General features: G+C 39.1%; 12 protein-coding genes. 5 read left to right on the plus strand and 7 right to left on the minus strand.

All coding sequences use genetic code 11. From position 1 onward, the window contains the following. Position 1 precedes the first annotated feature (1 nt). From cbiT to VPAR_RS05805, 5 genes are all read right to left on the minus strand, one after another. Positions 2 to 589 (minus strand): precorrin-6Y C5,15-methyltransferase (decarboxylating) subunit CbiT, encoded by a 588-nt coding sequence (cbiT, locus tag VPAR_RS05785; RefSeq protein WP_012864530.1) that lies wholly within the window; start codon positions 587 to 589, stop codon positions 2 to 4. Beyond that, complete coding sequence (gene cbiE, locus VPAR_RS05790) at positions 586 to 1,212, minus strand: precorrin-6y C5,15-methyltransferase (decarboxylating) subunit CbiE (protein ID WP_012864531.1); 627 nt, start codon at positions 1,210 to 1,212, stop codon at positions 586 to 588. The genes cbiT and cbiE overlap by 4 nt, the downstream gene beginning before the upstream one ends. Then, a complete protein-coding gene (gene cbiD / locus VPAR_RS05795; RefSeq protein WP_012864532.1) occupies positions 1,188 to 2,306 on the minus strand; it encodes a cobalt-precorrin-5B (C(1))-methyltransferase CbiD in 1,119 nt (372 codons plus the stop codon). Before cbiD ends, cbiE begins: the two co-directional genes overlap by 25 nt. A 71-nt stretch (positions 2,307 to 2,377) precedes the next feature. After that, positions 2,378 to 2,872, minus strand: a complete 495-nt coding sequence (locus tag VPAR_RS05800) for a YajQ family cyclic di-GMP-binding protein (RefSeq protein ID WP_004696277.1) — start codon at positions 2,870 to 2,872, stop codon at positions 2,378 to 2,380. Between the two features lie 416 nt (positions 2,873 to 3,288). Beyond that, complete coding sequence (locus VPAR_RS05805) at positions 3,289 to 4,884, minus strand: WG repeat-containing protein (protein ID WP_012864533.1); 1,596 nt, start codon at positions 4,882 to 4,884, stop codon at positions 3,289 to 3,291. Between the two features lie 224 nt (positions 4,885 to 5,108). On the opposite strand from VPAR_RS05805, the gene VPAR_RS05810 reads away from it, so the two are divergent. The 3 genes from VPAR_RS05810 (at position 5,109) to VPAR_RS05820 (ending at position 8,824) form a co-directional block, all read left to right on the plus strand. After that, entirely contained in the window at positions 5,109 to 6,083 is a 975-nt protein-coding gene (locus VPAR_RS05810; RefSeq protein WP_012864534.1) for an RluA family pseudouridine synthase, read from the plus strand. 251 nt (positions 6,084 to 6,334) lie between these two features. Further along, entirely contained in the window at positions 6,335 to 7,264 is a 930-nt protein-coding gene (gene fba / locus VPAR_RS05815; RefSeq protein WP_012864535.1) for a class II fructose-1,6-bisphosphate aldolase, read from the plus strand. A gap of 3 nt (positions 7,265 to 7,267) precedes the next feature. Next, complete coding sequence (locus VPAR_RS05820; RefSeq protein WP_012864536.1) at positions 7,268 to 8,824, plus strand: putative polysaccharide biosynthesis protein; 1,557 nt, start codon at positions 7,268 to 7,270, stop codon at positions 8,822 to 8,824. Positions 8,825 to 8,920: 96 nt separating this feature from the next. On the opposite strand, the gene VPAR_RS05825 is transcribed toward VPAR_RS05820, so the two are convergent. Beyond that, on the minus strand, positions 8,921 to 9,964 hold the full coding sequence (locus tag VPAR_RS05825; RefSeq protein WP_012864537.1) for an AEC family transporter: 1,044 nt from the start codon (positions 9,962 to 9,964) through the stop codon (positions 8,921 to 8,923). A 221-nt stretch (positions 9,965 to 10,185) separates the two neighbouring features. Here VPAR_RS05825 and VPAR_RS05830 point away from each other — a divergent pair, with 221 nt between their 5' ends. Together VPAR_RS05830 and VPAR_RS05835 are read left to right on the plus strand one after the other, a co-directional pair. Continuing rightward, positions 10,186 to 10,926, plus strand: coding sequence for a gamma-glutamyl-gamma-aminobutyrate hydrolase family protein (locus VPAR_RS05830; protein ID WP_012864538.1), 741 nt, complete (start codon positions 10,186 to 10,188; stop codon positions 10,924 to 10,926). A 15-nt stretch (positions 10,927 to 10,941) separates the two neighbouring features. Next, positions 10,942 to 12,249, plus strand: coding sequence for an APC family permease (locus VPAR_RS05835; RefSeq protein WP_012864539.1), 1,308 nt, complete (start codon positions 10,942 to 10,944; stop codon positions 12,247 to 12,249). 150 nt (positions 12,250 to 12,399) lie between these two features. Here the strand turns inward: VPAR_RS05835 and VPAR_RS05840 are convergent, their stop codons facing one another. Further along, positions 12,400 to 13,239, minus strand: a complete 840-nt coding sequence (locus VPAR_RS05840; protein WP_012864540.1) for a hypothetical protein — start codon at positions 13,237 to 13,239, stop codon at positions 12,400 to 12,402. Positions 13,240 to 13,352 lie beyond the last annotated feature (113 nt).

Genomic DNA, 13,352 nt, shown 5'->3' on the forward strand with positions numbered 1-13,352 from the left:
ATTACTCTCCTTCTGCGATACGCGTTGCAGATACAATGAAAATTGGACTCAATGGGTCTAACAAATGATAAGGCCCAGCCTTGCGGTAACGACTGATGGACATTTGGTAACCTTCATACGTGAAAGGACGACCTTTCAACTCTTTAAGGATTGTATAGCCAGTTTCCATCGTTACAGCAGTTACAACTAAACGGCCACCTACTTTTAACAGACGTTGCGCCTCGTCCATGATGCCTGTCATGCCACCAGCGCTACCACCGATGATAACCGCATCAAGCTTAGGCAATTCTTCCATGCCTTCCGGAGCTTTGGACTTGATAACAGTCATATTATTAACATTAAATTTCTTCATGTTCTCATTGATAAGGTCGATGCCTTTATCAAAGCGCTCAATCGCATATACATGCCCTTTAGGAGCTGCCAAGGCTGCTTCAATAGAAATAGAGCCCGTACCAGCACCTACGTCAAGGACAATGCTATCTTCCTCGATGCGTGCCTCGTTCATAACGGCTTTGCGAATCTCGCATTTCGTCATCGGCACGTCGCCGCGGATAAATTCCTCATCGGGAATTCCGAAAAAATGTCTCATCCTAGTACCACCATTACAGAGTGACCAAATCCTTCGAGCTCCGTTAACACCTCTAACGTAGAGTCTACAATTTTTTCATCATCATAACTCAAACGCTCTAGCGCTGCCGCTCTCGTTTCTTTTGGCCAACCTGCATCTATTAAAATACGCGCAATATGCGCTGGATTATATTCAGGATCCGTTAAGAATCCCATCTTTTTACCTGCTTCATATACGAGTTTTTCGGGCGCCGGTTGACGACCGTGAAAGCTCATTAAATCCGCATCATGCCATACCTCATTAAGACGGGCAAAGGCAAAGGTCATAGAGCTAATGCCAGGCACCACCTCAATAGGGTTAGCAGTAAATTTTTTCTTTAAATAGGGCAATAAGCTATAATAGCCTGTATCGCCACTAACCATAACTACAACGTCATGGTCGTTGAGTTCACGCTCAATTTGCTCCGCTAATACGCTGAGCTTACCTGTTACAGGATATGTAGTTTGGCCAGGCTCTTGAAAGTCCTCTAAGGACCGTTCACTGCCTACCAATACTGTAGCATGTTTAATTAAATTAAGGCCTCTAGGCACCACATAATCAGGATTACCCGGACCAATGCCTACGATATACAAGGTATGTGCCAATGTTCAAGTTCTCCTATCTCTTTTGCATGCTTATCCATTGCCAAGATTTCGCCCTTTAAGGTCGTAATAATGATGCCCACCTCTGCTTCGTTAGCAATATAGCGCTCACTACGTAGAGATGCACGATCTACAACACGTTGGTACACACCAGTCAATCCTTCTCGCTCCAAGATAGGGAATGTAGACTCTGTGGTTTGGCAATTAAATAACTCTTCACACACCTCTTGGGATGCTCCTTCTAAAGCAGCATAGGCCACGATACTTTCCATACGGCCATCACTCATGCGATTATGAGTATGGAAGCTACCACTAGCTAGTTTGATTAACTTACCGATATGACCAATGATTAAGATTCGCTTGAATCCAATCTGTACAGCCTTTTCTAGCATAAATCCGATAAAGTTACTTGTTTCTGCCATTTGGTTCTTATGGATACCCAATACTTGCTCTGCAAGATCTTGACCAATACGCCCCGGTACGAGAACAGCTGTTTCACATCCGTTAGCCTTCATAACTTTCAACTGTGGCACTAACGAGTTCTTAAACCCTTCTTCACTCATAGGCTTAACAATACCGGTAGTACCAATAATGGAAATGCCACCTTCGATACCAAGTGTATGATTTAATGTTTTCTTAGCTAATACCTTACCATTAGGAACACTAACGGTTACCGTCACACCTTGACCATGGACACAATGTTCTTCAAAAACTATTTTCATCATTGCCCGGGGCCCTGGATTGATAGCCGGTTCTCCTGGTGGCATAGCAAGGCCTGGTTTCGTTACAGTACCTACACCAAAGCCGGCTCGGAATCGCAGTTCACCAGTATTATCAATGGTCACTGTCGTTTCCACATCATTGCCATGGGTTACATCAGGATCATCGCCGCCGTCTTTCATAACGGTCACCTTCGCCTCTGTATCGGATATAACCTCTACCGCTTTAATAGGAACCTCAATATACTGACCTTGAGGGTTCTCAATGACCACTTGGTCCACAATATTCTTATCTAAGAGGGCCAATAAACCAGCTTTCATACCTGCCGTAGCACATGAACCTGTGGTATAGCCACCCTTCATGTCCTCCACTTTCATAAGGCCTCCTACACTGATAGTATTAGCGACTCAAACGAGTCTAACTAACCCTATCCTATGAACATATGTTATTAGGAACGGAAGTTAACGAATTGCAATTCTACAGGGATATCCAATTGTTTTAACATTTGGATTACTGCTTGCAAATCATCTTTATCCTTACCAGATACACGCACTTGATCCTCTTGAATAGATGCTTGTACCTTAATTTTCATGTTTTTAATTGCTTTTACTACTTCTTTAGCATTTTCTTTAGTAATGCCTTTTTTAATAGTAATGATTTGGCGAACTGTTGCACCTGCTGCTGGTTCAACTTTGCCGTAGTCAAGATTTTTAATCGCTACATTACGTTTAACCATCTTGCCTTTTAATACATCGATAATGGCATTCAATTTATATTCATCATCACCGATGATTTTGATAGTGTCACCTTCAAGACTAATTTCCGCTTTAGAGCCACGAAAATCATAACGCGTACCAATTTCTTTTTTTGCTTGGTTTACCGCATTATCCACTTCCTGCATATCCACTTCAGACACAACGTCAAAGGAACAATCTTTAGCCATTTTATACCTCCTACACTTGAACCTGTTGGGCATAAGGTTCATAGCATTACTTTCATCATCCTCATATTCCAAGTGAAAGTGTAAAACTACACCAAATCGGAATACATCTCTATAATTATACCTTAAAATAGGCTTATTTTCTAGGTAAATCGATTTTCTTAATTATAATTGTTAGCTATGTATTAATGAAGCTTTTATAAGTATAGTGAAAGTTCTCTAATACGGTTATGCAACGCAATACACAAGACAAATAATATAAAAAAACTAGCAACATACATGATACATGTACATTGCTAGTCTCTGTATAACGATATTATGTTGTATTTAGTTTATAGCTAAGAACTATAACTAAACAATAATAATTAAGCCAGAACTAAAGACAATACAAATTCAAAAGAATTCTACAACCAATTATATTATAAAACGTTTACCGCATCATATGTAGGTTGTACAAGCCATTCACCTTTGGAGTTCATGATTCCCCATTTGCCTTTAGACTTAACAGAGCTGAAACCATGGTTAAAGGACTTAGCGTCTTCAATAAGTTTGTTTGTATCTCTAAATAAAATATGACCATTATTATCTATGATTGTATAGCCCTCTTTACCAGTATGAACCCATGTTACAGTATCGTTGTTGAACGGTTCAATAGTTGCTTCTGTTTGAGCAGAATACAAGGATTTACCACTATTCATATCGATAAGGTTTTTAACATGATCTTTCACAACTACTAAACGATCAGTCCCTGCAAAGGAAATAGAATCATATTTGAAGGTTACTACTTGCTTACCTGTTGATACATCGAAAATGCCCCATTTCTCAGTCTTATTGTCTCTTAACGCTAATAGACCATTTAATTTATCCATTTCACCTGCATCGTAATCGCCTGGTTGAATAACAACTTCACCTTTACGGTTCACAAAGTATAAGTTACCAGCATCTTTAATTACTGTGCCATAGGCTGTGATAGGCCATACTTTATCTTTTTTGCTGTCGATTACAATATTACCAGAGCGATCGATATAGCCACGTTTTGCACCATCATAAGCAAAACCACCTACGTGATAATGTTGACCACCTAAAAGCGCACCTCCAAGGATACCGCCCACGATGAAGCCACCTACAAGGCCACCTAGATTAAAGCCACTCACGGAGCGGCGGTATTCAGCCAGACCATTACGGTATCTATATACCTCTTTAGATGGAGCATTAAATAATTCTTTACCAGTACCATCAATAGCTACAATTTTACCTTTAGCATTTTTAACAAAAGCACGGTCTTCGCTAAATCCAGTCACGATTTGACGGAATTGTGGAGCAATCACTACTTTATCATCAGTAGTTTTAAAGCCATATTTACCTTTTTCTTTAAACTCTACATAGGAATCGCTTGGATACTCTTGAGTTGCTTCTTGTTTAACACGTTCTTTTAAAGCTTCCTCTTCAGAGATTTCCACACCCTTAGGGGTAACCCAAGTTTCTGTTTTCTTATCTACTTGAGCTAACACATTGCCTGTTTTATAATCAACATCTTTAATTTCTTTGTACTTAGGTTCAATAGCAACAGTACCATCTGGACGAATAATACCCCATTTACCACCTTGTTTCATAGCTGCCAATACACCATGTTCAAGCACTTCGTCATTTTTGAAAGTAGTGCCTTTACCAGATTTTAAAGATTTAGGAGCATTGCGATAAGGATTTAATGCGCTCGCCACATCAGCTGCGATATAGCCAGAAAGTGCACTACGCTCTTCAATTTTTTGAGGGGTCATAACGCCTACACTAGCTTTTGTGCTTTTAGTGGAGCTAGAGCTCTCTGTACGAACAGTAGAAGTTGATGTAGTCGTTGTATGTTGCTCACGAGTAACACGTGTACTAGTAGATGTTGGTGTATCGTGGTTTGTTACCGTTGTGCTACTAGTAGATGTTGTACTAGATGCCGCGAAAGTAGTTGTAGACATAGCCGCTAACACACATGCGACTAATAAAGATTTCTTGTTAATATTCATAAACCTCTCCTTTTATAGAATAAGCTATAACCATACAGTCATTAACATACATATATAGTTCATAAAATATACTGTTAGAACTAAACACACAGTATTATAGTAAAAAGTTCACACATAAATAATGTATAAAATTCAGCAATTCAAATTATACTATATCGACCTTCACAAATACAACGAAATATGAAAAATTCTTCATTTTTATTTTATTTGTTATAATAATACGTATGAAAACAGCAACAATAATCGACTTAATTGTAGATTCTGATGTACACACACAATCTATAAATCATATTATAAAACAACAGCATATCTCCCAGCGCATGAGACGACGTTTACGAAGTGATAGTATCATAACAGTTAATGGTAAACCTGCTACCTGGAATACGCTCGTTCATGGTGGTGATCATCTCATTATGAAATTAACACCAGAGCAAGAGTTTAGTTTAAGCCCTATGGAACTAGATATCATATATGAGGACGAATATATTTTAGTCATTAATAAAGCGGCTGGTATTCTTATGCACCCTACTTCTACCATACGAGATCATACACTGGCAAATGGTGTACTTCATTACTACCAAGAAACAAATCAGCATTATGATTTCCATCCCGTACACCGATTAGATAAGGATACCTCAGGTATTGTCATCATTGCTAAAACATCAGTGGTTCAACATGCATTTGATAAAAAACACACCCATTTTTACAAAAGCTACGACGCCATTGTAGAAGGACATCTCCCTTCTGTGCCTATAAGCATTAACTGGCCTATAGGTCGTAAACCAGGCAGTATCATTGAGCGCTGTTGTACAGTCCAAGGAAAGCCAGCTCGCACGGATATAACTATTATTAGTAAAAATACAAGCAAAATCAGTAGTGGTAAGATTAATTCTGATGATGTAATTACGCTGAATAATAATAGTAATATATGTTCAACTGACAGCTCGCTTACATCTTATAGTCAATTTACCCATGTAAAGTGCTTATTACACACAGGACGCACCCATCAAATTCGAGTTCATTTATCTCAACTAGGGTATCCACTAGCTGGTGATGACTTATACGGTGGTCATCTAGAATCTATCCAACGCCAAGCACTACACGCAGCGCGTGTAAGCTTTTATCATCCCATAACAAATGAATGGCTCGAACTGCATGCAGAAATGCCAGAGGATATGAAAGTATTGCTAAACGATTGAGCTGATATAATACCCTAAATAAATGCTCCTACACAGAAATAACCCACATGGGTCACATAACAAGACGAATTTTATGCATAAGTTATACAAAAAATATTGGCCCTTTATAGTGTTTCTTGATATACTTAACTTGAATTGATATATGATTGCAATAACACTAGTTTTTTTATCTAGCTCATATGCGCTAGAAATACTAGCAGTCACAGTATTAATAACATGATATGACAGGCTCTAGAGCCAAGGAGGACAACATGCCATTAGTTACTACTACAGAAATGTTCAAAAAAGCCTATGAAGGCGGCTATGCTGTTGGCGCTTTCAATGTAAACAACATGGAAATCGTACAAGGTATCGTAGATGCAGCGAAAGAGGAACAATCCCCTCTTATCTTGCAAGTATCTGCAGGTGCTCGTAAATATGCTAAACATATTTACCTTGTTAAACTCGTAGAAGCAGCTCTTGAAGACAGCAACTTACCGATCGCTCTTCACCTTGATCACGGCGATTCCTTTGAAATCTGTAAAGACTGTGTAGATGGTGGTTTCACATCCGTTATGATCGACGCATCTCACTATGATTTCGATGAAAACGTAAAAATCACTAAACAAGTTGTTGAATATGCTCACGCTCATGGCGTTGTAGTAGAAGCAGAATTAGGCCGTTTGGCTGGTGTCGAAGATGATGTAAACGTATCCGATGCAGATGCTCGCTTTACAGACCCAGAACAAGCTACTGAATTCGTACACCTAACTGGCGTAGACTCCTTAGCAATCGCTATTGGTACTAGCCATGGTGCTTACAAATTCAAAGGCGACCCTTACCTCGACTTCAATCGTTTGAAAAAAGTGGGCGAATTATTGCCTAACTTCCCTATCGTATTGCATGGGGCATCCTCCGTATTGCCTGAATTCGTAGCAAAATGTAATGAATTCGGTGGCAACATTCCTGGTGCTCAAGGCGTTCCTGAAGAAATGCTTCGCAAAGCAGCTCAAATGGCGGTTTGCAAAATCAACATCGATACAGACCTTCGTCTTGCTATGACCGCATCTGTACGTGAATACTTGGCTCAAAACCCATCCGAATTTGACCCTCGTAAATACTTAGGACCTGCTCGTGATGCTATTAAAGGCATGGTAGCTCACAAAATTAAAAATGTATTGGGTTCTTCCAACAAACTATAATCAATGGCTAGTGGATTTTTAAAAGGAACCTTAATTTTAACCATTGCCGGTTTCGTAGTGAAAGCCATCGGTAGTATCAACTGGATTCTTCTATCCCGCATCTTGGGCGGTGAAGGGATCGGCATCTACCAGATGGCCTTTCCTATCTATTTGTTACTATTGCAAATTTCGAGCGCAGGTGTGCCGATTGCCATCTCTATTTTGACGGCAGAACGATTAGCCTTACACGACTTTAGTGGTGCTAAGAGAGTATTCAATATTTCTTTTACAATGTTGACTATAACAGGTTTTATCGCCAGTCTTGCCATGTACTTTGGTGCAGATTGGTTAATCTCTAGTGGTCTCATTGCTGAAAGCCGTGCCTACTACTCTATCATCGCGCTCGCTCCGGCAGTATTCTTTGTAACATGGATTTCCTGTTTCCGCGGGTATATCCAAGGCTATGAAATGATGACGCCCACAGCGATTAGCCAAATTGTAGAACAATTGCTACGGGTTATCGTTATGCTAGGTGCTGCTGCTATTTTATTACCTTACGGTTTACCGGCCGCGGCAGGTGGCGCTAGCTTGGGTGCAGGTGTAGGTGCTTTTGGGGCCTTCCTGGTGCTGTTGTATTATTACTACAAATTACCTAAGGCTAGTAGTACTGGTGAAAGCTACGATGGTCCTCGTGAATCAGCTAAAGAAATATTGTCACGACTCTTAACATTATCCATACCAATTTCCTTAGCAAGTATCATGTTACCGTTGACGGCGAATCTCGACTTACTTATCGTACCACGTCGCTTATTAGATGCTGGGTTCCCAATGAACGAAGTAACAGAACTCTTCGGTTATCTTACTGGGATGGCGGTACCGCTCATCAACTTGGCTACCATCATTACCGCAGCCCTTGCGACAAGCATTGTACCAGCTATCTCTCATGCCTTTGCAAAACGCGATCATCAAGGTATATATGATCGCACTGCTGGCTCTATGCGTTTAACATTTATGGCAACCGTACCATTTACAGTGCTATTATATGTACTTGCTGCCCCAACTGTTACACTGATTTACAATGCGCCTAAGGCAGAACTAGCAACGCAAATCACGGCATTCTCTATATTCTTCCTAGGTGTACATCAAGTAACAACAGGTATTCTACAAGGTCTCAACAGACCACGTATTCCAGTCATAAATATGGGGATTTCCCTCATAATCAAGGTCATCCTTAACTGGACACTGACGGCTATTCCTTGGCTAGGCATCGGCGGTGCCGCCTGGGCAACCGTTGCTGATATTGGCTTCGCCGCATTACTTAACTTGATTTACATCAAAAAATACACAGGCTACTTCCTAGATATTTCCTTACTATGGAAAAATGTGGTCAGTGCCGGTGTTATGGGTATCCTCATCTTCTTGAGTTACCACTATTTAACAGATATCTTACCAATGTGGGCTAACTTTATACTCACTGGTATCGAAGGCTTATTGCTCTACGTTATTATCATGGTTCTTCTAAAAGGACTTAATAAAAATGATGGCGCAAGCATGCCACTCATTGGTAGATTTTTTAGATAAGCTGTATATACTTACATAAAAATAGGTTCCTAATAGTCACCTATATGACCATTAGGAACCTATTTTTTATTTACTTATTTTAATTTTCTCCTTATTTTAAGCCTGTATACCTATCATTGTCAAAATTTCCATTATGATTGGAATTACTACAACAAATAGTATGGTACTAATCATTACAAGACCTGTAGCAAATGGCAAGTCAGCTTTTGATTCATTAGCTACAATTGGCAATACTGCAATGACAGGTCCTGCTGATTGTACAACAAAGGTGATGATTGCGATTGGCTCTAATACAATGCCTGCTCCATATTGTAAGACCGTAATCAAACAGAACATGATAATCGGGGAAATGACAAATCGTCCTACAATCCCACCGATGGAGTCTTTATTTAAACGCATGCTTTTTAAGCCCGCATCATGAAGTACAATACCTATATAAATCAAGGATAGTGGGGTTACCATGTCACCTAAGTAATTCAAGGTAGTATGCAAAATTGGAAGTAAAGGAATTTCAAAGAACAAGAAGATTAATGCCACAAAAAAACCTATCAATGGTGGTGGTAATAACTTCTTCCAATCAAATTTAGGTTTCTTGCTTTTACCTTCAGTAGATTCTGAACTATTATTTATACTATCAATCTTATAGGAGCCATTATTAAAATCTACTTCAGAATTTGGCAGTGGATCTAGTTCTATAAGGAATACCCCCACCATCCATACGGAAATAGTGTTACCGATGTAATATAACAGGAAATACGGCAGCGCATCTTGACCAAAGAGTGCAATTTGCACTGGTAACCCAATAAACAAGCAGTTATCATTTACTACCATATTGATAAAAATACCACGTCGCCCTTTAGGAACTTTCAGCATTTTCATCATAATGAACGCAACAATATATGCAATAACATATGTTAGGACAACTACTAACATGCCATATCGTAAATTCCAAATATCTGAAGTATGTAAGTGATGTAATACAGATACAAATACTCCCGCTGGTAATGCAACCGACATGATAAATCGCGATAAATTACCGCTAAAGGTAGGATTAAACATGCCCCGCCCTTTTAATATATATCCTAACAAAATAAGTAGTACAATAGGTATGATACTTTGTAAGGATGTTAGAAAAACCATAGTAAACCTCCCGCACAGTTTATTCGTAGTCTATCATACCATGTTTCGCACTAAACATATACAACTATATCTGGAAAGAAAATATAGTAAAATGTATCAACTTTAACATATTTTCTCTATTATAAGTCTTATAATTATATCTATTAGTAGTGTTTTTATCCATAAAAATCTGATACACTAACATCAGGTTGTACAGATTTTTACACATATGAGGTGATATTATGACGAAACCATTTATTGGCATATCTGGCAATATCTTACGAGATAATGGTGGTCCTTACGTAGATTTATTGCGCTCCTACGTAAACCAAGACTATCCTCGTTCTATTGAGAAAACTGGTGGCATTCCTGTTATAATTCCATTTACCCAAAATCTTGATGTAGCTCGCGAAACGGTAGCAAAGCTTGACGGCTTACTATTATCTGGCGGTCATGATGTATACCCTCTTCACTATGGAGAAGAACCTTTGCAAGGTCTTGGCGATGTATTTCCGGAGCGAGATCAATTCGACTTTGCTTTAATCAAAGCAGCAGAAGAAAGACAAATTCCTATCTTTTGCATCTGTCGTGGCTTACAAATCTTAAATGTATATCGTGGCGGCTCTTTATTCCAAGACTTAAAATATGATCAAAACTGTACAATAAAACACTCTCAGAATCAAACACCTTCTCTTGGTACCCATACTGTAGAGATTGAGACCAACTCAAAACTAGCTAGTGCTATAGGTTGCAATACTTGGATTACGAATTCCCATCATCACCAAACAGTTAAAAACGTCGGTAAAGGATTACAAGTTGTAGCAAGAGCTAAGGATGGTACTGTAGAAGGTTTAGAGGACCCATCTTATCCTTGGTTAGTCGCCTGTCAATTCCACCCAGAAATGATGTCTACAAGTGATGAAAATGCAAAACGTTTATTTACTGCATTCGTAAAAGCAGTTCGAGAAAATATAACTAAATAGTAGGAAGATTGTATCATGAAAGAAACAGGAAAATTTGACTTTTGGAGTATTGTACTCCTTGGCATCAATGGTATTGTAGGGACAGGTATTTTCCTACTACCAAACAAAGCATATTCTATAATTGGTTCCGCTAGCTTAGGCGTCCTGTTATTTGACGCCGTTATCGCAGGTTGTATCGCCCTTTGCTTTGCAGAGGCAGCCAGCCTATTTACACGTAATGGAGGTCCTTATCTATATGCAAAACATGCATTAGGTGATTTTTGGGCCTTTGAAGTGGGCGTTTTAAAATGGATCGTAACCGTTATTGCCTGGGCGGCTATGGCCGTTGGCTTTGCTACAGCATTAGGTGCTGCAGTACCAGCTTTAAGTGGTGATTTTGCAAAGGACGTCATTTCATTTATCTTAATTGTAGGTCTTACCATTGTAAATATATTTGGTGTTAATGTATCAAAATTCGTTAATAACTTAATTACTATCTCTAAGTTAGTTCCGCTTACCCTATTCATTGCAATTGGTATTTTCTTTATAAATGGAGCTAACTTTACACCAGTCTTCCCTCAAGACAACTATGTAGATGGATCATTTGCTCAAGCTGCAGTTCTTCTATTTTTTGCCTATACAGGGTTTGAAGTTATTGCCATTGCTGCAGAGGATATGAAAAATCCTAAAAAAAATTTACCACGTGCTATTATCATGTGTATGCTTCTCGTATCCGTTCTGTATATGGCAATCCTCGCCGTATCTATTGGTGTACTTGGTACAGATTTAGCAAATACCAAGGCTCCAGTACAAGATGCATTCAACGTAATTGTTGGACCTATTGGTATGTATATCGTATTAATAGGCACATTGATCTCTATGGGTGGTATCAACTTTGCCGAAGCTTACTATGCACCTCGTGTGGCAACATCCATGGCGGAGGATGGTATGTTACCAAGTGCTTTGGCAAAACGTAATCGTTACAATGCACCATATGTAGCAGCTATCGTTACTGCCATTGCCAGTGTATTACTTGCATGGTCTGGTTCCTTTACAACACTAGCAGCCATTAGTGCGGTATCTCGTTTTACACAATACCTACCAACATGTTTGGCTGTTATTATCTTCCGTCGTAAATGGGCAGACAAAGCTCGCTCCTACACAATCCCTGGTGGCTACTTAATCCCAGTCATCGCTATTGGCACATCCCTATGGATGCTTGCCCAAGCTCAAACTAACCAATTATTATGGGGTCTAGGCGGCTGTATCGTAATCTTGCCGTTCTACTACTCCTACTGGAAAAAGAAAAAAGCTGGTCTCATTAAAGACCATGACGAAATATAAATAATACAAAAAACTACCAGTTATTGATAATATCTAATGCCTTATCCTTCCATAGTAGAAGGTCTGTTTAAAAGATATATGTTTAACTGGTAGTTTTTATTTTATCTATTAATCCTAATTAGATTAGATATATCAAATAAGTAGTATCGACTAATATAGATCCTCTTCAATAATAGTTTCCTTCGTTAAGTCCTCTTCGATATAGCCAATCTCATCCGTTGCTTCGTCTTCATCACGGGTGTCGATATAGATACTGATAAGAGCTAATGATCCCTCTTCATTGAGGGTAGCAATGGCACTCATAGGACCATAGGTTAAGATTAGTCCATCTTCTTCATCTCGAATGATATGAGGCACCGCATTAAAATGTTGATTCATTAACTGATCAAAATAGTCCTCTACCTCAAGGCCACTTTCAAGAGTAATAGATTCTGCATCGCCCTTTTGAAATACAACGCGCGTATCTTCATCGATATATTGATAAAAATCGTCTACATCTACATTTGCAGTTTCAAGCCACATGCTGAGTGCTGTAATCCAATCTTTCACAGTCGTTGGCGAAGTCGTGAAAGCATATTCGCTTTCATCAGAACTAAAGCGGAGATCATCATACTCAATGCTATAATTTTCCTGACTAGATACAATACGGTCAACTAGTCCCTCGTCATTTAAATCTACAAATAGCAGATACACATAATTATCGCCGCTTTCATAAGAAACGGTTAAGCCATGACGACCCTCATGGAATAGCGCATCCTCCTCGTACACATCGGTAATATGCATCACCTTGCACGTAACAGGCACATTGTCGGCCTTAATAGACTCAGCCATAGAGGACAAAAAATCAACAGTTTCATTGCGGTTTCGCCCAATAATGCCACGGCCCGTAGACATATATTCACAATCGTCAGCCAAGATAGATTCGATGCCGTGAATATCAGCGGCTTCTAGGGTAGCTTTTATTAATAAAAGAGCTTGTATTTCAGTCATACTACGCCTCCTATACACTGTAATTATTACTTCTATCATTGTAACATAATTATAGTAACTAATAGGTCTATTCTCTTGATTTTCTACATATTTATCATATACTTAAAAAGTAC

It is taken from the genome of Veillonella parvula DSM 2008 (assembly GCF_000024945.1).
Lineage (GTDB): Bacteria > Bacillota > Negativicutes > Veillonellales > Veillonellaceae > Veillonella > Veillonella parvula.

What these genes read in the sequence shown, in the direction of transcription:
- cbiT (WP_012864530.1), bottom strand. Translation starts at nt 589, where the DNA reads ATGAGACATTTTTTCGGAATTCCCGATGAGGAATTTATCCGCGGCGAC.
- cbiD (WP_012864532.1), bottom strand. Translation starts at nt 2,306, where the DNA reads ATGAAAGTGGAGGACATGAAGGGTGGCTATACCACAGGTTCATGTGCT.
- VPAR_RS05800 (WP_004696277.1), bottom strand. Translation starts at nt 2,872, where the DNA reads ATGGCTAAAGATTGTTCCTTTGACGTTGTGTCTGAAGTGGATATGCAG.
- VPAR_RS05805 (WP_012864533.1), bottom strand. Translation starts at nt 4,884, where the DNA reads ATGAATATTAACAAGAAATCTTTATTAGTCGCATGTGTGTTAGCGGCT.
- VPAR_RS05810 (WP_012864534.1), top strand. Translation starts at nt 5,109, where the DNA reads ATGAAAACAGCAACAATAATCGACTTAATTGTAGATTCTGATGTACAC.
- fba (WP_012864535.1), top strand. Translation starts at nt 6,335, where the DNA reads ATGCCATTAGTTACTACTACAGAAATGTTCAAAAAAGCCTATGAAGGC.
- VPAR_RS05820 (WP_012864536.1), top strand. Translation starts at nt 7,268, where the DNA reads ATGGCTAGTGGATTTTTAAAAGGAACCTTAATTTTAACCATTGCCGGT.
- VPAR_RS05825 (WP_012864537.1), bottom strand. Translation starts at nt 9,964, where the DNA reads ATGGTTTTTCTAACATCCTTACAAAGTATCATACCTATTGTACTACTT.
- VPAR_RS05830 (WP_012864538.1), top strand. Translation starts at nt 10,186, where the DNA reads ATGACGAAACCATTTATTGGCATATCTGGCAATATCTTACGAGATAAT.
- VPAR_RS05835 (WP_012864539.1), top strand. Translation starts at nt 10,942, where the DNA reads ATGAAAGAAACAGGAAAATTTGACTTTTGGAGTATTGTACTCCTTGGC.
- VPAR_RS05840 (WP_012864540.1), bottom strand. Translation starts at nt 13,239, where the DNA reads ATGACTGAAATACAAGCTCTTTTATTAATAAAAGCTACCCTAGAAGCC.